Origin of the sequence: Caulobacter sp. CCNWLW153 (assembly GCF_036889365.1) — a bacterium.
GTDB lineage: Bacteria > Pseudomonadota > Alphaproteobacteria > Caulobacterales > Caulobacteraceae > Caulobacter > Caulobacter radicis.
On record NZ_JBAKFV010000009.1, the window covers coordinates 87966 to 106523 of the forward strand.

Sequence of the window (18558 nt, forward strand, 5' to 3'; positions counted from 1 at the left end):
CCCGAGCGGGCCCAAGAGGAGGTCATCGAGACTTCGAGCGAGCCCGCTCCGCAGGTCGCTCCCGAGACCCCCAAGGACGTCGTCGTCTGGTGCGAGAGCGCGCTGCTGGCCGATGGCTGGGCGCGCGGCGTGCGACTGACCCTTTCCGAAGGCCGCATCGCCCGCATCGACACCGACGTCGTCGCCGGTAACGAGCCCCGCCTGGGCGCGGCCCTGCCGGGCATGCCCAACCTGCACAGCCACGCCTTCCAGCGGGCCATGGCCGGCCTGACCGAGGCGCGCGGCGAGGGCGGCGACAGCTTCTGGACCTGGCGCGAACTGATGTACCGCTTCGTCGAGCGGCTGGACCCCGACGCCCTGCAGGCCATCGCCGCCATGGGCCAGGTCGAGATGCTGGAAAGCGGCTTCACCCGTGTCGGCGAGTTCCACTACCTGCACCACGACACCGACGGCGCAGCCTTCGACAACCCGGCCGAGATGGGCGCGCGGATCGCCGCCGCGGCGCAGGAGACGGGCATCGGCCTGACCCTGCTGCCGGTGTTCTACGCCCACTCCGGCTTCGGCGGCGCCACGCCGGGTGAAGGGCAGAAACGCTTCGTCACCGATGTCGACGGTTATGCCCGCCTGCTGGAGGCCAGCCGCGCCGCTGTCGCCGGCCTGCCCGACGCGGTGGTCGGGATCGCGCCGCACAGCCTGCGGGCCGTCACGGCCGAGGAACTGACCGCCATCACGCCGCTGGCGGCCGGCGGCCCGATCCACATCCACATCGCCGAGCAGACGAAAGAGGTCGACGACTGCCTGGCGGCCACCGGCCAGCGTCCGGTGCGCTGGCTGATGAACCACGCCGACGTCGGCAAGCAATGGTGCCTGGTCCACGCCACCCACATGAACGCCATGGAGACCGAGCGCCTGGCCAAGAGCGGCGCGGTGGCGGGCCTTTGCCCGATCACCGAGGCCAATCTCGGCGACGGCGCCTTCCCCGCCCACGACTACCAGGCCGCCGGCGGCGCCTTCGGGATCGGCTCGGACAGCAACGTGCTGATCGACGCGGCCGAGGAGCTGCGGGTGCTGGAATACTCCCAGCGCCTGACGCGCCGGGCCCGCAACGTGCTGGCCGGCGGTCCCAGGCGCTCGACCGGCGGCGAGCTTTGGCGCGCGGCGGTGGCGGGCGGCAGCCAGGCCCTGGGCGCGGGCCGTCCGGGCCTGCGCCGCGGCGCGCCGGCCGACTTCGTGACCCTGGATCGCGAGCATCCGGCCATCGTCGGCCGCGGCGGCGACGCCCTGGTCGACAGCCTGGTTTTCGCCGGCCGCTTTGGGGCGATCGACAGCGTCTGGCGCGCGGGTCGTCCCGTGGTCTCCGGCGGTCGCCACCGGCATCGCGAGGCCATCGCCGAACGCTATCGCCAGGTGCTCAAGAGCCTGCTGTCGTGACCGCCGTCCCGCTGCACCAGCGCATCCGCGACGAGATCGAGGGGCTGATCCGTTCGGGCGCCTGGGCCCCGGGCCATCGCGCGCCCTCCGAGAGCGAGCTGATGGCCCAGTACGGCTGCTCGCGGATGACCGTGAACAAGGCGATGTCGGCCCTGGCCGAGGCCGGGCTGATCGTGCGCCGCCGTCGGGCCGGCTCGTTCGTGGCCCGGCCCAAGGTGCATTCCACCGTCCTCGACATCCCCGACATCCAGGCCGAGATCACCGCGCGGGGCGAGACCTACGCCTTCCGGCTGCTGGCCGCAGAGCGCCGTCCCGCCGATCCTGACGACGGCGACGAGGTCGAGCTGGCCGGGGAGGGCGATCTCGTGGCCCTGCGCGGCCTGCACGTGGCCGGCGGCCGGCCCTTCGCCCTGGAAGACCGGCTGATCAGCCTGTCGGCCGTGCCCGAAGCCGCCGCTGCCGACTTCGCCGCCGAGCCGCCCGGGGCCTGGCTCCTGCACCACGTGCCGTGGACGGAAGCGGAAAGCCGCATCAGCGCCGTGGGCGCGGAGCCCGCCGTCGCCGAACTGCTGGCCCTCGATCCCGGCGCGGCCCTGCTGGCCGTCGAGCGCCGCACCTGGCGGGCCGGCGAGCCCGTCACCCGCGTGCGCCAGCTGTTCCCCGGCGAGGCCTACGACCTGGTGGCCCGCTTTGGCCCGGCGCGCTGACCTGCCGTCTCGCCCCTGGCGTTAACGGTCGGCGCGCTACACCTTCGGGCGAGCCGCTGGCAAGCGGACTTCGAGGGGGACTATCACCGTGACCGAGCCGACCCTAAAACTGCTGCCGGCCGCCGAGATGCGCCCGCCGGGCCTCGACCTTTGGGACGGCTCGCCGGACCCGCCGCGGCGCGAGGTGAGAATCCTCGACGTCATCCACCGCATGTTCGATTTCACGGTCGACAGGACCAACACCGTCGAACGAAGGGTGCTGCACCTGCGGGCCCTGCATCTGCTGGACGGCAAGCCGGTGCTGGTCGAGAAGCGCGTCATCCAGGACAGCCTGGTCTTCGCGGCGCTAGGGTCGTCCGAGCGGACCTTCGCCGATCCGCTGCGCGCCTGGAACGCCATGCCAGGCATCGCCGCCGATCACGCCAAGCTGGCCTTCTCCGATACGCGCGCCCTGCCTTGCCAGGCCGAGGAGGCCGGACTTCTGGAGGCCAGCGCCGGCGTTCCCGCGCTGGTCTACCGGCATGAGGCGGCCGATCGCGAGCACCAGATCTTCTTCAATCTCGAACAATGCGCCGTTGGCCTGAAACTGCGCACCCTGGAAGGCAAGGCCTACTGGGACTACCTCGACTGACGCCCGTTGGTTGGGCGACGGCGACCGGATCGCCGGTCGCGACCGTTCCCCTCGTGCATGCACGCCCAAGCTGTCGTACATCAGCACGCGAGCGCGGGCTGAATCGCGCTTGGGGCGTGCGTGGGGACGTGGCGTGAAGGAACTCGAGGCGATCACCGGCGGGGCGCTGGGCGGTTGGATGGCGCGGTTCAAGTCGGATGGGCGTTCCAGCCATCCCGCGCCGCCGGCCGGGACCAAGTGCGACAACTGCGAGACCGAACTGGTCGGGCACTACTGCCACGCCTGCGGCCAGGAAGCCGCGGATCACCACAAGTCGATCCTGCACGTCACCTGGGAAGCCATCGAGGGGATGTTCCACTTCGACGGCCGCCTGTGGCGCACCCTGCCGTGGCTGTTCGTCCGCCCCGGCACGCTGAGCCGCGAGTATCTCGACGGCAAGCGCGCCCGGCACGTGCCGCCGTTCCGGCTGTTCCTGGTCTCGCTGCTGCTGTTCATCCTCTCGGCCGAGACGGTGATCCACAAGGCGGTGCACGATGCGCAGCACCCCGCCGGGCATGCGGCTCCGGCCGGGGCGGCTCACGGCGAGGCGGGCAAGGCGGCTCATGGCGAGGCTGGCGGCGCGGCGAGCCAGGCGTCGGCCGAAACCGCCAAGGAGCTTCAGGAGGACGGCGTCCTCACGGTCGGCAAGGACGGCACGAAGCTTCGGTTCGTGGGCCCCAGCAAGGACGCGCTGACCAAGGACAAGGCCAAGGCCGAATGGCTGACCACCCAGCTGAACAAGGCCGTCGCCACGCCCGGCTACTTCATGGCCGTGGTCTTCGGCTGGGGGCACAGGCTGGCGGTGTTCCTGCTGCCGATCCTCGCCCTGGCCCTGGCCGGCTGCTATTTCTACCGGCGGAAGTTCTTCATGTACGATCACCTGATCGTCTCGATGAACTACCTGTCGTTCATCTTCCTGCTGTGGGCGGTGGTGCTGATCCTGCCGCGCCCGGTGAGCGAGATCGGCGTCCTCGTGGCGCTGCTCTGGGCCCCGGTCAACCTGTTCCAGACCCTGCGCGGCGTCTACGGCTCCAACATCTTCGGCGCGGTGCTGAAGACAGGCGTCGTCTGGGTGACCACCCAGATGGCGTTCGTCTTCCTGCTGCTGGGCCTGCTGTGGCTGGGGCTGTCGCAGATCTGACGGCGGTCTGCCGATTTATTGTTCGCGGACGGACTTTATCCCCGGCCGTCCGCGAGGGGTGTCATGACAGCTTTGCAAGCTCCTGATATCCGAACGGCGTGTTGCGGAAATAATCAACAACCGCAGCCGCTTATACGTAAAAAGGGGATTACTTCTTGTCCAAGACCACCTTCGGCCGGTCGGCGCTGATGCTGACCAGCGCGCTCGGCGCGCTCGCGTTCGGCGTCGCCGCCAACGCCCAGGAAGCCGCTGACTCCACCAGCCTCGAAGAGATCATCGTCACCGCCGAGCGCCGCTCGGTGAACCTGCAGGATACGCCGGTGTCGGTCGGCGTGGTCGCGGGCGACCAGCTGCGCGCCATCCAGGGCGGCGGCGACGACATCATCTCGCTGTCGGGCAAGGTGCCGAGCTTCTACGCCGAGACCACGACGGGCCGCATCTTCCCGCGCTTCTACATCCGCGGCCTGGGCAACATCGACTTCTACCTCGGCGCCTCCCAGCCGGTGTCGATCATCCAGGACGACGTCGTCCTCGAGCACGTGGTGCTGAAGTCGAACCCGGTGTTCGACGTCCAGCAGGTTGAAGTGCTGCGCGGCCCGCAGGGCTCGCTGTTCGGCCGCAACACCACCGCCGGCATCGTCAAGTTCGACACCATCCGCCCGTCGGAAACCTTCCAGGGCCGCGCCAGCGCCTCGTACGGCACCTACGGCACGACCACCTTCGACGGCGGCATCGGCGGCCCGATCGCCGGCGACAAGCTGATGTTCCGCGTCTCGGCCCTGTACCAGCACCGCGACGACTGGGTGGACAACACCTTCGCCGGCACGAGCCTCGACGGCACCGTCACCCCGCGCAAGAACGCCATGGGCGGCTTCGACGAGAAGGACGCGCGCCTGCAGATCCTGGCCAAGCCGACCGAGCAGCTGACGGTCCTGGCCTCGGCCCACGTGCGCAACTACGAGGGCACCTCGACCCTCTTCCTGCGCAACGCCATCAAGAAGGGCTCGAACGTCGTCACCGCCCCGCGCGACAGCGTCGCCTACGACGAGGCGCACGACAATCCGCAGGCCTATGACACCAAGGGCGCCTCGCTGAACGTCGCCTACGACTTCGGCGGCATGACCCTGACCTCGATCAGCGCCTACGAGACCACCAGCGGCTACAGCCGCGGCGACACCGACGGCGGCGCCGGCGCCAACTTCCCGGTCGGCGGCGTGGCCAACGGCTTCGGCCAGTCGATGGGCCAGGTCCGCGACCTCGACCAGCTGACCCAGGAAATCCGCCTGGCCAGCAACGGCGAGGACCGCCTGAAGTGGCAGGTCGGCGCGCTGTACTTCGACTCGCGCGACACCACCGACTTCTACCAGCGCGGCTACTTCCTCAACACCGGCGTGGCCGCCCGCAATCCCAACAACTGGGTGCGCCTGAACAAACTCAACACCTCGTGGGCCCTGTTCGGCCAGGTCAGCTACAAGGTGACCGACGCCCTGACCATCACGGCCGGCGCGCGCGATACCTACGACGCCAAGAAGACCCGCCTGGCCAAGACCTCGCTGACCGCCGCCGGCGCCGACACCTATGCGGGCCGTCGCTTCGTGCGCCTGTCGGACGAGCAGCCCAGCTGGGACCTGAGCGCCCTCTACGAAGTGAACCCCGACCTCAGCGTCTATGCGCGCGTGGCCAAGGGCTTCCGCGGTCCGACCATCCAGGGCCGTTCGGCGGTGTTCAACTCCGACTTCACCACCGCCGACTCCGAGACGATCCTGTCGTGGGAAGCGGGCTTCAAGAGCGTCCTGCTCGACAACAGCCTGCGCCTGAACGCCTCGGCCTTCACCTACAAGGTCAGCGACATCCAGCTGAACGGCAACGACGCCAACGGCAACGGCGTGCTGTTCAACGCCGATGAAGCCAAGGCCTACGGCATGGAAGCCGACGCCGAATGGCGGCCGATCGCCAACCTGACCCTGACGGCGGGCCTCAGCCTGCTGCACAGCGAGATCAACGACAAGCGGGTCTACGCCCAGGTCTGCGCGCTCAACAGCGTGGTGGTCTGCACGGTCAAGACGCCGACGATCGCGATCCCGGGCGCCTTCGGCACGAACTACTTCACCCAGATCGACGGCCAGCCGCTGCCCAACGCGCCCGAGTACAACCTCAGCTTCACGGCGCGCTACGAGCTGCCGGTGGGCGCCGACGGCAAGCTGTTCGCCGCTACCGATTGGAACAAGCAGGGCTATACGAACTTCGTGCTCTACGACACGGCCGAGTTCTACTCGAAGGGCAACTTCGAAGGCGGGCTGAAGCTCGGCTACGAAGGCGGCAACGGCGCCTACGAGGTCGCCCTGTTCGGCCGCAACATCACCAACGAGAAGAACCTCAAGGGCGTGATCGAGAACTACATGGCGGCCGTCTACAACGAGCCGCGCATCGTCGGCATTTCGCTCAGCGCCAAGCTGCGTTGATCCCGAACTGACGCACTAGAAGAGCGCCCTCCGAGCTTCGGTTCGGGGGCGTTTTCGTTTCTGGGAGGGGAGTGTTCTCTTTCCCCGTAAAATCCCCGCTTTCGCGGGGATTTTACGGATGGTTGGGGCGGCCCTACAGCGACTGCCCGTCATCCACCGTGAACACCGACCCCGTCACCGCCCGCGAGGCGTCGGAGGCGAGGTACAGCGCGGTGGCCTCCAGGTCGCCGGTATCCATCAGCCGCTTGCGCGGGAAGCCGGCCACCAGCTTTTGCCCGCCTTCGCTGTCGAACCAGGCGTCGTTCAGCTCGGTGCGGATGTAGCCGGGGCAGAGAACGTTGACGTTGATGCCCTTGCTGGCCCACTCGCGGGCCAGGCTCTTGCCCATGTGGGCCGTGGCGGCCTTGGACGCGCAGTAGGCGGTGATGCCCGGCAGCACCTTGTGGGCGCCGATCGAGGCCACCAGCACGACCCGGCCGCGCGCCTCGACCCCGGCCTTGATCATCCGCCGCGCGCCTTCGCGGGCGGTCAGGAACACGCCTCGGGTGTTGACGCCCAGGATCTTGTCGAAGTCCTCGATGGCGATATCCAGCGCCGAGGCGCGGACATTGATCCCGGCGTTGGCGATCACCGAGTTCGGCGCGCCCCAGGCGGCCTCGACCGCGTCATACGCGGCGATCACCGAGGCCTCGTCCTCGACGTCCATGGAGACGGCCAGGGCCGTCCCGCCGATCGCCTCGATCTCGCCGACCAGGGTCGCCAGTCTGTCGGCCCGTCGCGCCGCCACCGCCACCCGCGCGCCGGCCTTGGCGGCGGCGAGCGCCAGGTTCGCGCCGATGCCCGACGAGGCGCCGGTGATCAGGACGGTGCGGCCGGAAAGATCGGTCATGGCGTATGCTCCCTCGGTTTCGAAAGGAAGCATACGGGCGTTTGAAAGGCTTAGGCCAGCCCCGGACCTTCGATCTTCACCACCGGGGTGAAGGCCGGGCGGCGTTCGGGCAGGGTGATCTTCAGGCCCTTGTCGTCGCGCTTGAACTCCAGCGGATCGCCGCCCAGCAGCGACACTCTGCGCACTTCGCCGCCAGCATGCGGCGCGCCGAGGGCCAGGCTCTCGATCACCATCTCGCGGCCCGGCTCGACCAGCGGCAGGGCGTAGAGCGCGCCGGCCTTGGTGGTGAAGCGGATGTCGCGGGCCTCGAATGGCTTGGCGTCGCCCTCGTTCTGCATGCCTTCGACCAGGCGCGTCGGGCCCTCGCCGTAGATCTTCCACGGGCGGGTGGAGTAGATCGCCTCGCCGTTGACGGCGATCCAGCCGGCCATGTCGGCCAGCACCCTGGCTTCCTTGTCGTCGATCGAGCCGTCGCCGCGCTGGGGGATCGACAGCATCAGCGTGCCGTTCTTGCTGACCACGTCGGTCAGGCGCTGGATCACGTCCCTGGCGGTCTTGTAGCCGTCGCGCTCATAGAGCCCCCGGTCGTAGTGCCAGTTGCCGATGCAGGTGTCGGTCTGCCAGGGCTCGTCGCGCAGGCGGTCGGAGAAGCCGCGCTCCACGTCTTCCACGATCGCCTTGCGCTGGAAGGGCGTCAGCTTCTTGCCGGTAACCACCACGTCGGTGCGGCCGAACTGGCGCATGGCGTTGTTGTAGAAGTGCGCCGTCGCTTCCAGCCCCGCCTGGCCCAGCGGCAGGGCGTAGTTGTCGAAATAGACCATGTCGGGCTTGTAGCGGTCGACGAGGTCGTTCTGGCGCAGCAGCCAATTGCGCACGAAGGCGGGGTTGTTCGGCGGCGGGGTCTCCAGCCATTCGCCGTCGTGCTTGTCGTGCCAGGCGTTGGCCTGCGCGATCGAGTTCATCCCGTCGGGGATCACCATGTTGGGGCCGGTATAGAGCTCCTGCGGGTCCAGGCCCTCCCACCACTTGCCCTTGCCGTCGGCCTTCCTCAGGCGGAAGGCGTCGTAGCGCTGGCCCTTCAGCGGGCCTTCGGCGTCGTAGCCGTAGGCGGTCTGCCACCAGTGCCAGGCGTGGGCGGCATGGTTGGAGACGGCGAACTTCAGGCCGTGACGGCGCGCGACCTTCTCCCAGGTCCCGACGATGTCACGCCTGGGGCCCACGCGCGTCGAGTTCCAGGCGTGGTGGCGGCTGTCGAACAGGTCGAGATTGTCGTGGTGGTTGGCCATCGACATGAAGAACTTCGCCCCGGCGGCGACATAGGACTTCATCAGGCCTTCGGGATCCCAGGCGTCGGCCTTCCAGCGCGGGATGAACTCCATGAAGCCGAACTGGGTCGGGTGCCCGTAGGTCTTCACGTGGTGTTCGTAGAACGGGTTGCCCTGCTGGTACATCTGCCGGCCGTACCAGTCGCCGTACTCGGGCACGCATTGCGGGCCCCAGTGCGACCAGATGCCGAGCTTGGCGTCGCGGAACCAGTCGGGCGTCCTGTAGCCGGCCGCCAGCGACTCCCAGGACGCCTTGAAGGGACCGCGGCTCATTTTGCCTTGCGATGCGGCCAGGGCGGGCGAGGCGGCGAGGCCGGCGGTCGCGCCCAGAAGCGCGCGGCGGGTGAAGGGCATGGACGAGCTCATCTCTACTGGACCGGCGTCAGGCGCGCGGCCGCGCCGCCGCTGGCGGCGAGTTTAAGGGTCAGGGTCGAGGTGGCGGAGACGGATGGATTCGAACCCTCGATAGCGGTCGGCGTCGCGCCGTCCTGGCGGACATCGGCCTTCCACGCGCCCTTGCCGAGGAAATCGAGCGGAACCTTCACCGTCCGGGCGGTCTCGTTGTTCAGCGCGCCGATCCACCATTCGGCGCCCTTGCGACGGGCGATCACGATCGACTGGCCGATCTCGCCGGTCACGAACCGCACCTCGTCCCAGGTGGTCGGCACGGCGGCGGCGAAGTCCAGGCCCTGCGGGCTTTCGGCATAGGTGTCGGGGCTGTCGGCGACGATGGTGAACGGGCTGTCGTAGACCACGAACATCGCCAGCGCCTGGCCGCGCGTGGTCTGCACGAAGGGCAGCTTGTCGCGCGGCTCGAACTTGGCGGGCTCCACGTTGCGGAAGCCGCCGGGGGTGTAGTCCATCGGCCCCAGCAGCATGCGGGTGTAGGCGAGGTTGACGTTGTGGGTCGCGGTGATCCGCGCGCTCCACTTGTTGTATTCCGCCCCCAGCACGCCTTCCTGCGTCAGGTAATGCGGGTAGGTCCGGATCAGGCCCGTCGGGTGATAGGCGCCGTGCAGGTCGACCATCAGGTGATGCTCGGCCGCGCGCTTGAGCAGGCGGTGATAGAAGTCGACCATCTGCTGGTCGTCGCGGTCCATGAAGTCGACCTTGATCCCCTTGATCCCCCACTGCTCGTAGAGGGTCAGGGCCTCGTCCATCTGGGCGTCCAGCGCCTTCCAGTTCAGCCACAGCCAGACGCCGACCTTCTTGTCGGCGCCGTAGGCGATCAGGCCCGGCAGGTCCAGTTCGGGCTTGGGGCGGGTGACGTCGACACCTGGACGCACCACCGAGGCGCCGCCGGCCCCGACGTTCCAGCCCTCGTCGATCAGCATGTATTCAAGGCCGTTGGCCGCGGCGAAGTCGATATAGGCCTTGATGGTCTGTGGGTTCATGCCCGCATTGGGCACGGCCTTCAGCGCCGGACCGTTCCACCAGTCCCAGGCGGCCTTGCCCGGCTTGATCCAGCTGGCGTCAGCGACGACCGATGGCGCGCTCAGCGTGGTCAGCAGGGTGTTCTCGACCAGCTGGCCGGCCTTGGGCGCGATCATGATCACCCGCCAGGGCGAGACGACGTCGGCGCCCAGGCGGGTCTTCACCGCCGCGCCCGATCCGTCCAGACGCGGCGACAGCTTGACCGACAGGCCTAGGCGCCCGTCGCCCCGACCGGTCAGGTACATGCCCGCCCAGTCCTTCAGGTCGGCTTCGGCGAGGGCGAAGGCGGCGTTGTCGCCCTGGCAGACCAGGGGTGCGTCGAACAGGTTGTGCTCGCGGAACTTCGAGGCCTGGACGGCGTCGAACTCGCCCTCGTGGCTGGTGCCGAACTTGCCGAGGTTGAGGCCCCAGCAGCCGTAGTCCTTGGGAAACGAGAACCCGGTCACCTCGTCGTTGACGTTGGTGGCCGCCGTCGCTTCCTGTTGGGGCAGCACATAGCGGAAGGCCACGCCCTGGTCGTAGGCGCGGAAGATTACCCGCAAGCGTCGGCCGTCTTCTTCCTGGAAGTCGACGGCCAGTTCGTTGCGCTTCTGGGAGACGCGGCTGACCTTGGCGGCGGGCAGGTCGTAGGCGTCCTGGCCGCTCGACGTCTCGGCGCCGACGATCTTCACGCCATAGGAAAAGCGGCCGCCTTTCGAGAGTTCGAGCCCCAGGCCCGAGGGGGCGATCAGGGTCTTGTCCTTGTAGCTGACGGCGTAGCGCGCCTGTCCCGACTCGTCGGAGACTTGGATCGAGATCGCGCCGTCAGGGGAGGAGAGAGTGCGGGTTTCGGCGGAGGCTTTCGTGCCATACAGCGCTGTCAATGCGGCTCCAGCCAGCAAGGCGCTCCGAACGACCCCCATGCAACGTCTCCCTAAAATTCGTTGTCTCAGTGTTTGTCGTATTAATTAGACCGTGTATGCATCGGCGTCGAGCTTTCGATACCGGTAACATCCAGGCGGCTTCCAGACCGCCCAAAGCAAGGAAGAGCGGGGGAGCATGAACACCAGGACCCTGACCATCGCGCTGATGGCGACCACCCTTCTGTCGGCCCCGGCCTTCGCCGCCGACGGACCCAAGAGCACCGCCCATCCGGCTTTGTGGCCCGCGGCCAAGAGCCAGGGCCTGGTCGATCCTGCCACCGAAGCCTTTGTCGATGGCCTGCTGGCCAAGATGACGCTGGAAGAGAAGATCGGCCAGATGATCCAGGCCGACACCGCCTCGATCAAGGCCGAGGACCTCAAGACCTATCCGCTGGGTTCGATCCTGGCCGGCGGCAGCTCGCCGCCCCTTGGCGCGCCCGACCGCTCGCCGGTCGGCCCCTGGGTCGACACCGTCAAGGCGTTCCGCGACGCCGCCGCCCAGCGCGGCGGGACCAACATCCCGCTGATGTTCGGCATCGACGCCGTGCACGGCAACAACAACCTCGTCGGCGCCACGCTCTTCCCGCACAACATCGCCCTGGGCGCCGCCCGGGATCCTGAACTGATCCGCAAGATCGGCGCCGCCACGGGCCAGGAGACAGCGGTGTCAGGCTTCGACTGGGCCTTCGGTCCGACCCTGGCCGTGCCGCGCGACGACCGCTGGGGCCGCAGCTACGAGGGCTATTCGGAAGACCCCGAGATCGTCCGCCAGTACGCCCGCGAGATGATCTTGGGCCTGCAGGGCGCCGTCAGCGAGGGCCAGGCCCTGCAGAAGGGCCACGTGGCGGCCAGCGCCAAGCACTTCCTGGGCGACGGCGGCACCACCAACGGCAAGGACCAGGGCGACACCCAGGTCTCGGAAGGCGAACTGATCCGCCTGCACGCCCAGGGCTACGTCCCGGCCATCAACGCCGGGACCATGACCATCATGGCCTCGTTCAACAGCTGGAACGGCCAGAAGATGCACGGCAACAAGTCGCTGCTGACCGACGTGCTGAAGGGCCGCATGGGCTTTGACGGCTTCATCGTCGGCGACTGGAACGGCCACGGCCAGGTCGAGGGCTGCACTCCGACCAACTGCGCCCAGGCCGCCAATGCGGGCCTGGACATGTACATGGCCCCCGACAGCTGGAAGGGCCTCTATGACAACCTGCTGGCCCAGGCCAGGTCGGGCGAGGTGCCGATGGCCCGCATCGACGACGCCGTGCGCCGCATCCTGCGCGTGAAGGCCAAGCTGGGCCTGTTCCGCGCCGACCGGCCGTGGGAAGGCCGCGAGGGCGTGCTCGGAAACGCCGACCACCGCGCCATCGCCCGCGAGGCCGTGGCCAAGTCGCTGGTGCTCCTGAAGAACAACGGCGGCGTGCTGCCGATCAAGGCCAGCGCGAAGGTGCTGGTCGCTGGCTCGGGCGCCGACGACATCGGCCAGCAGTCGGGCGGCTGGACCCTGTCGTGGCAGGGCACCGACAACAAGAACAGCGACTTCCCCAACGCCCAGTCGATCTATTCGGGCTTCAAGGAGGCGGTCGAGGCCTCGGGCGGCAGCGCCACCCTCAGCGTCGACGGCAGCTTCTCCGACAAGCCTGACGTCGCCATCGTGGTGTTCGGCGAGCAGCCCTACGCCGAGGGCGTGGGCGACCTGAAGACCCTGGAATACCAGCCGGGCGACAAGACCGATCTGGCGCTCCTGAAGAAGCTGAAGGCCGCCGGCGTGCCGGTGGTGGCTGTGTTCCTGTCGGGCCGTCCGCTGTGGGTGAACCCCGAGCTGAACGCCTCGGACGCCTTCGTCGCCGCCTGGCTGCCGGGCTCGGAAGGCGGCGGGATCGCCGACGTGCTGGTGGGCGACGCGGCCGGCAAGCCGCGCCGCGACTTTGGCGGCAAGCTGTCGTTCAGCTGGCCCAAGACCGCGGCGCAGTTCTCGCTGAACAAGGGCGACAAGACCCACTCGCCCCTGTTCGCCTACGGCTATGGCCTGACCTACAAGGCCGGCCGGACCCTGCCCAAGCTGTCGGAAGTCTCGGGCGTCACCGCTATCGCGGCCAACGACAGCAACTACTTCGTCGGCGGCAAGACCCCGGCGCCGTTCGAGTTCCGCCTGCTGCCGACCACCTCGGTGCACATCAAGCCGGTCGACGCCGGCAACGTGCAGGAGGCCGGTCGCCAGCTGACCTTCGCGGGCGGCGTGCCCGCCGCCGCCGAGATCGCCGCCGACAAGGCCTTCGACCTGGCCTTCCAGACCAATGCCGAGATCGCCCTGCAGGTGAACTGGCGCGTCGACGCCGCCCCGTCGGCCAAGACGACCCTCTCCATCGGCGCCGGCAAGCTCGACGTCACCTCGGTGCTCTCGGGCGCCAAGGCCGGCGAGTGGACCAGCCTGAAGGTGCCGCTGAAGTGCTTCCAGGCCGCTGGCACGGACGTCACCAAGGTCGAGGCCCCGTTCTCGCTGGCCACGGCGGGGACCCTGACGGTCTCGATCAGCGGCGTGAAGCTGACCACCGACCCGACCGGCACGACCTGCCCGGCCAAGGCGGACTAGGTCCCCGTCAGATGCGTTGCGTGACCCTCGTCCTTCGACAAGCTCAGGATGAGGGTCATGTCCGGCGTCGCAGTAGATATCCTCATCCTGAGCTTGTCGAAGGACGAGGATATCGGCTTCCCAGAATTGCTCACCAGGAGACATAGCGTGGTCCGTCACCTGCTCGCCGGGGCCGCCGCCCTGGCCTTCGCCGGCCCCGCCGCCGCCGCGCCGCTGCTGGCCTCGGTGTTCACCGACCACGCCGTGCTCCAGCGCGACCAGCCGATCCGGGTCTGGGGCATGGCCGCGCCCAATGCCGTCGTCGCCCTCGACCTGTCAGGCGAGCAGGGCCTGGCGACGGCCGACGCCAAGGGTCGCTGGGTCGCCTTGCTCGACGCCCGTCCGGCGACCGGCCAGCCCCTGACCCTGACCGTCAAGGCGGGCGAGGCGACCCAGACCGTCTCCGACCTCTTGATGGGCGACGTCTGGCTGTGCTCGGGCCAGTCGAACATGGAGTACCCGCTGCGCCGCGCGCTCAACGGCGAGGCCGAGGCGGCCGGCGCGACCGACCCGCACGTGCGCCTGCTGCAGACCGGCCGCACCAGCCTGCCCAATCCGACCGATACGCTGCCCGCCCAGGCCGCCTGGAGGGTCTCCAGCTACGAGAGCGCCAACAACTTCTCGGCCGCCTGCTTCTTCATGGGCCGCGACATCCGCAAGAGCACCCATGCGCCGGTCGGCCTGATCGACGCCACCTGGGGCGGGTCGATCATCCAGGACTGGATCAGCGGCCAGGGGCTGAAGGCGCTGGGCGGCTATGACGAGGGCCTGTCGGTGCTGGCCGACTACGCCAAGGATCCCGCCAAGGGCATGGCCCGCTGGGGCGCGATGCTCGACCGCTGGGCCGCCAGGGTCGAGCCGCATGCGGCGGGCTGGGCCAGGCCCGACTTCGACGACCGGGCCTGGACCACCATGCCGGCCGAGCAGTTCTGGGAAACCAATCCGGGCCTGGAAACCTTCGACGGCACGATCTGGCTGCGCGCCGAGATCGCCCTGACCAAGGCCCAGGCGGCGCAAGGGGCGACCCTGGTGCTGGGGCCGGTCGACGACATCGACACCAGCTTCGTCAACGGCCGCCAGGTCGGCTCGCAGGAGGGCTGGGACTTCAAGCGCGCCTACGCCGTGCCGGCCGGAACCCTGAAGGCCGGCCGCAACGTGATCGCCGTGCGCGCCATCGACGTTGGCGGCGGCGGCGGCGCCTGGGGCCCCGCCAAGGACAAGGGCCTGAAGCTGGCCGACGGCTCGTTTGTCCCGCTGAGCGGAACCTGGCGCTACAAGGTCTCGACGAAGCTGTCGGACACCGGCCTGCCGCCGCACGCGCCGTGGCTGGGAACCTCGGGCCTGTCGACCCTCCACAACGGCATGATCGCCCCGCTGGCGCCCTACGCCGTCAAGGGCTTCGCCTGGTACCAGGGCGAGGCCAACGTCACCGAGGCCAAGGAATACGCCCGGCTGATGCCGGCCCTGATCGCCGACTGGCGCCGAGCCTTCGACGCCCCCGGCGCGCCGTTCCTGATGGTGCAGCTGGCCGCCTTCGGCCCGCAGGTCGACAAGCCGGCCGTCTCGCGGTGGGCCGAACTGCGCGACGTCCAGCGCCGCACCGTCGCCGCCGATCCCAAGACGGGCCTGGCCTCGGCCGTCGACCTCGGTTCGCCCTACGACATCCACCCGGCCGACAAGCTGCAGGTCGGCCTGCGCCTTTCCGGCCTCGCCCGCAAGCTGGCCTATGGCGAGGTCCTGAACGCCTCCGGGCCCGCGCCGGTCTCGGCGGTGCGCGACGGCGCCGACATCGTCGTCAAGCTCGACCAGCCGGCGGTGGTCTACGGCTCGGGACGTCCGGCCGGGTTCGAACTCTGCGAGGCCGCCGAGGCGTGCCGTTTCGTCGACGCGGCGGTGGAGGGCGACAAGGTCCGCCTGGCGGTCCCGACCGGCTATGCCGCCGTGAAAGTCCGCTTCGCCTGGGCCGACAGTCCGGTGCTGAACCTCCATGGCCACAACCGCCTGCCGGCGACGCCGTTCGAAATCCCAGTGCGCTGACCCCACCTCCCGTCATTCCCGCCCTTGTGGCGGGAACCTCTGGGTCCGTTTGCAGGTGAGGAGCAAGCGACGTGCTAAGCACGTCGCCCCTCTGCTCGTGCGGCTGACAGAGGGGTTCCCGCCACAAGGGCGGGAATGACGGGAGAAGGGGGAGGGGGCGAAAATGGGCTCCAGCCCCGCTTATTAACCAGCAACCCCTTGCGCCATAAGGCTTTCCTTCTCCGGAAGGAGGCCCGCTGCTTGACCGACCGCACCTGCGAAGAACTGGCCGAACTTTGGCGATCGGTGTTCGGTGAGGCGCCGCCGATCATCACCGACCGCGAGCTCACCGTGGAGGTGCTGGTGCGCTGCCTGCCCGTTGTCGAACCCTATGCGCCACAAGCCCCCGCCAAAGCTCAGCTTGATCGGAAGGCGTCCTGAAACCGAGATAGGACAGATCTATCTTCGGAACTGATTTTATCGATTGGACCTATTTGCTGCATCGCGATACCTACGACGCATCCTTTTCCAACGGAGCGTCCCATGTCGCTGATCAACACCGAGATCAAACCCTTCACCGCCCAGGCCTACAAGGACGGCAAGTTCGTCACGGTCAGCGACGCCGACACCAAGGGCAAGTGGTCGGTCTTCTTCTTCTACCCGGCCGACTTCACCTTCGTCTGCCCGACCGAGCTGGAAGACCTGGCCGACAACTACGACGTCTTCACCCGCCTGGGCGTCGAGATCTACGCCGTGTCGACCGACACCCACTTCTCGCACAAGGCCTGGCACGACAGCTCGCCGGCCATCGGCAAGATCAAGTACACCATGGTCGGCGACCCGTCGGGCGCGATCACCAACAACTTCGAGATCATGCGTCCGGGCATCGGCCTGGCCGACCGCGGCACCTTCCTGGTCGACCCGCAAGGCGTGATCCAGTTCATGGAAGTCACCGCCGAAGGCATCGGCCGCAACGCCATCGAACTGCTCCGCAAGATCAAGGCCGCCCAGTACGTGGCTTCGCACCCGGGCGAAGTCTGCCCGGCCAAGTGGGAAGAGGGTGAAAAGACCCTGGCCCCCTCGCTCGACCTCGTCGGCAAGATCTAAGACGACCTGAACTGCCCGCGCCGCCGCTCCGCTCCTTCTGGGGCGGCGGCGCAACCCTCCGATCGTTCGCCGCGTTCGATCCTCCCCCGACATTCGAACGCACTTCCTCCTCCCCCTAGTTTTCTGGGAGCCCGTCATGCTGGACGCTGGTCTGAAGACCCAACTGAGCACCTACCTGCAGAACCTGCGCCAGCCGATCGAACTGGTCGCCTCGCTGGGTGAGGACAAGGGCTCCAAGGATATGCTGGCCCTGCTGGAAGACGTCGCCGCGACGTCCGACAAGGTCAGCCTCGATCTCTCGGGCGACGACGCCCGCAAGCCCTCGTTCGCCATCACCCGCGCTTCTGGCGATGCTGATGTCCGCTTCGCCGGCCTGCCGCTGGGCCACGAGTTCACCTCGCTGGTGCTGGCCCTGCTGCACGTCGGCGGCCATCCGCCGCGCCTCGACGCCGAGGTGATCGAGCGCATCAAGGGCCTGGACGGCGACTACAGCTTCGAGACCTACTTCTCGCAGTCCTGCCAGAACTGCCCCGACGTGGTGCAGGCGCTGAACACCATGAGCGCCCTCAACCCGCGCATCCGCCACGTCGCCATCGACGGCGCGCTGTTCCAGGCGGAAGTCGAACAGCGCCAGGTCATGGCCGTTCCGACCATCCTGCTGAACGGCCAGCCGTTCGGCCAGGGCCGCATGGATGTCGAGCAGATCCTGGCCAAGCTCGACACCGGCGCCGAAGCCCGCGCCGCCGAGAAGATCAAGGCCAAGGACGCCTTCGAGGTGCTGGTCATCGGCGGTGGTCCCGCCGGCGCGGCCGCGGCCGTCTACGCCGCCCGCAAGGGCATTCGTACCGGGGTCGCCGCCGAACGCTTCGGCGGCCAGGTGCTCGACACCATGGCCATCGAGAACTTCATCTCGGTGCAGCACACCGAGGGCCCGAAGCTGGCCACGGCGCTGGAACAGCACGTCAAGCAGTACGACGTCGACGTGATGAACCTGCAGAAGGCCGTCGGCCTGGTGGCTCCCAAGACCCAGGGCGGCCTGATCGAGGTCAAGCTCGAGAACGGCGCCAGCCTGAAGTCGCGCACCGTGATCCTGTCGACCGGCGCCCGCTGGCGGAACGTCAACGTGCCCGGCGAGGCGCAGTACAAGAACAAGGGCGTGGCCTATTGCCCGCACTGCGACGGCCCGCTGTTCAAGGGCAAGCGCGTAGCGGTGATCGGCGGCGGCAACAGCGGCGTCGAGGCGGCCATCGACCTGGCCGGCATCGTCGCCCACGTCACCCTGATCGAGTACGACAGCCAGCTGCGCGCCGACGCGGTGCTGCAACGCAAGCTGGCCAGCCTGCCCAACGTCACCATCGTCACCTCGGCCATGACCACCGAGATCCACGGCGACGGCGCCAAGGTGAACGGCCTGTCCTACAAGGACCGCAACCACGACACGGCTCACCGCGTCGACCTGGAAGGCGTGTTCGTGCAGATCGGCCTGGTGCCCAACACCGAGTGGCTGAAGGACTCGAACGTCGCCCTGAGCAACCGCGGCGAGATCGAGGTCGACTACCGCGGCGAGACCTCGATGCCGGGCGTCTTCGCGGCCGGCGATGCGACCACCACGCCGTACAAGCAGATCATCATCGCCATGGGCGAGGGCGCCAAGGCCTCGCTGTCGGCCTTCGACTACCTGATCCGCCTTCCCGCGGAGCAGGCGGAAGCGGCCTGATCGGCCGTTCCCTTTCCCTCTCTCTTTGAGAGAGGTAGGGGCCCGCGCCGCAAGGCGTGGGAGGGTGAGAGGCAACAGTCTCGCCGGATGGGGCGCCGCCTCAGAGATCAAAGCCAAAGCGCTCG

Annotated in this window: 13 protein-coding genes; 10 read left to right on the forward strand and 3 right to left on the reverse strand. The window is 68.5% G+C overall.

The genetic code is table 11. From position 1 onward, the window contains the following. Window positions 1-24 precede the first annotated feature (24 nt). The 5 genes from V6S85_RS15045 (at window position 25) to V6S85_RS15065 (ending at window position 6411) form a co-directional block, all read left to right on the forward strand. On the forward strand, window positions 25-1431 hold the full coding sequence (locus V6S85_RS15045; protein WP_334349507.1) for a formimidoylglutamate deiminase: 1407 nt from the start codon (window positions 25-27) through the stop codon (window positions 1429-1431). Continuing rightward, on the forward strand, window positions 1428-2138 hold the full coding sequence (hutC, locus tag V6S85_RS15050; RefSeq protein ID WP_334349415.1) for a histidine utilization repressor: 711 nt from the start codon (window positions 1428-1430) through the stop codon (window positions 2136-2138). The genes V6S85_RS15045 and hutC overlap by 4 nt, the downstream gene beginning before the upstream one ends. A gap of 88 nt (window positions 2139-2226) precedes the next feature. Further along, a complete protein-coding gene (locus V6S85_RS15055) occupies window positions 2227-2769 on the forward strand; it encodes a UTRA domain-containing protein (RefSeq protein WP_116565187.1) in 543 nt (180 codons plus the stop codon). Window positions 2770-2902: 133 nt separating this feature from the next. Continuing rightward, window positions 2903-3949 (forward strand): DUF3667 domain-containing protein, encoded by a 1047-nt coding sequence (locus V6S85_RS15060; RefSeq protein ID WP_334349416.1) that lies wholly within the window; start codon window positions 2903-2905, stop codon window positions 3947-3949. A 188-nt stretch (window positions 3950-4137) separates the two neighbouring features. Next, window positions 4138-6411 (forward strand): TonB-dependent receptor, encoded by a 2274-nt coding sequence (locus V6S85_RS15065; RefSeq protein WP_334349508.1) that lies wholly within the window; start codon window positions 4138-4140, stop codon window positions 6409-6411. Between the two features lie 133 nt (window positions 6412-6544). Here the strand turns inward: V6S85_RS15065 and V6S85_RS15070 are convergent, their stop codons facing one another. From V6S85_RS15070 to V6S85_RS15080, 3 genes are read right to left on the reverse strand one after another with little or no spacing between them, the layout of a single operon-like run. Then, a complete protein-coding gene (locus V6S85_RS15070) occupies window positions 6545-7300 on the reverse strand; it encodes an SDR family NAD(P)-dependent oxidoreductase (RefSeq protein WP_116565191.1) in 756 nt (251 codons plus the stop codon). A 50-nt stretch (window positions 7301-7350) separates the two neighbouring features. Continuing rightward, complete coding sequence (locus V6S85_RS15075) at window positions 7351-8991, reverse strand: alpha-L-fucosidase (protein WP_334349417.1); 1641 nt, start codon at window positions 8989-8991, stop codon at window positions 7351-7353. Window positions 8992-8993: 2 nt separating this feature from the next. Beyond that, window positions 8994-10961, reverse strand: a complete 1968-nt coding sequence (locus V6S85_RS15080; protein WP_334349418.1) for a glycoside hydrolase family 97 protein — start codon at window positions 10959-10961, stop codon at window positions 8994-8996. Between the two features lie 136 nt (window positions 10962-11097). On the opposite strand from V6S85_RS15080, the gene V6S85_RS15085 reads away from it, so the two are divergent. The 5 genes from V6S85_RS15085 to ahpF all read left to right on the forward strand — a co-directional run bounded on the left by V6S85_RS15085 (window position 11098) and on the right by ahpF (window position 18433). Next, entirely contained in the window at window positions 11098-13554 is a 2457-nt protein-coding gene (locus tag V6S85_RS15085) for a glycoside hydrolase family 3 protein (RefSeq protein ID WP_334349419.1), read from the forward strand. Between the two features lie 147 nt (window positions 13555-13701). Next, on the forward strand, window positions 13702-15630 hold the full coding sequence (locus V6S85_RS15090) for a sialate O-acetylesterase (protein ID WP_334349420.1): 1929 nt from the start codon (window positions 13702-13704) through the stop codon (window positions 15628-15630). 240 nt (window positions 15631-15870) lie between these two features. Next, on the forward strand, window positions 15871-16050 hold the full coding sequence (locus tag V6S85_RS15095) for a hypothetical protein (RefSeq protein WP_133244714.1): 180 nt from the start codon (window positions 15871-15873) through the stop codon (window positions 16048-16050). Between the two features lie 102 nt (window positions 16051-16152). Next, complete coding sequence (gene ahpC, locus V6S85_RS15100) at window positions 16153-16716, forward strand: alkyl hydroperoxide reductase subunit C (RefSeq protein WP_116565203.1); 564 nt, start codon at window positions 16153-16155, stop codon at window positions 16714-16716. A gap of 136 nt (window positions 16717-16852) precedes the next feature. Further along, window positions 16853-18433, forward strand: a complete 1581-nt coding sequence (ahpF, locus tag V6S85_RS15105; RefSeq protein WP_116565205.1) for an alkyl hydroperoxide reductase subunit F — start codon at window positions 16853-16855, stop codon at window positions 18431-18433. Window positions 18434-18558: the final 125 nt, after the last annotated feature.

Coding starts and splice junctions, on each gene's coding strand:
- V6S85_RS15065 (WP_334349508.1), top strand. CDS start 4,138: ATGCTGACCAGCGCGCTCGGCGCGCTCGCGTTCGGCGTCGCCGCCAAC.
- V6S85_RS15070 (WP_116565191.1), bottom strand. CDS start 7,300: ATGACCGATCTTTCCGGCCGCACCGTCCTGATCACCGGCGCCTCGTCG.
- V6S85_RS15075 (WP_334349417.1), bottom strand. CDS start 8,991: ATGAGCTCGTCCATGCCCTTCACCCGCCGCGCGCTTCTGGGCGCGACC.
- V6S85_RS15080 (WP_334349418.1), bottom strand. CDS start 10,961: ATGGGGGTCGTTCGGAGCGCCTTGCTGGCTGGAGCCGCATTGACAGCG.
- V6S85_RS15085 (WP_334349419.1), top strand. CDS start 11,098: ATGAACACCAGGACCCTGACCATCGCGCTGATGGCGACCACCCTTCTG.
- ahpC (WP_116565203.1), top strand. CDS start 16,153: ATGTCGCTGATCAACACCGAGATCAAACCCTTCACCGCCCAGGCCTAC.
- ahpF (WP_116565205.1), top strand. CDS start 16,853: ATGCTGGACGCTGGTCTGAAGACCCAACTGAGCACCTACCTGCAGAAC.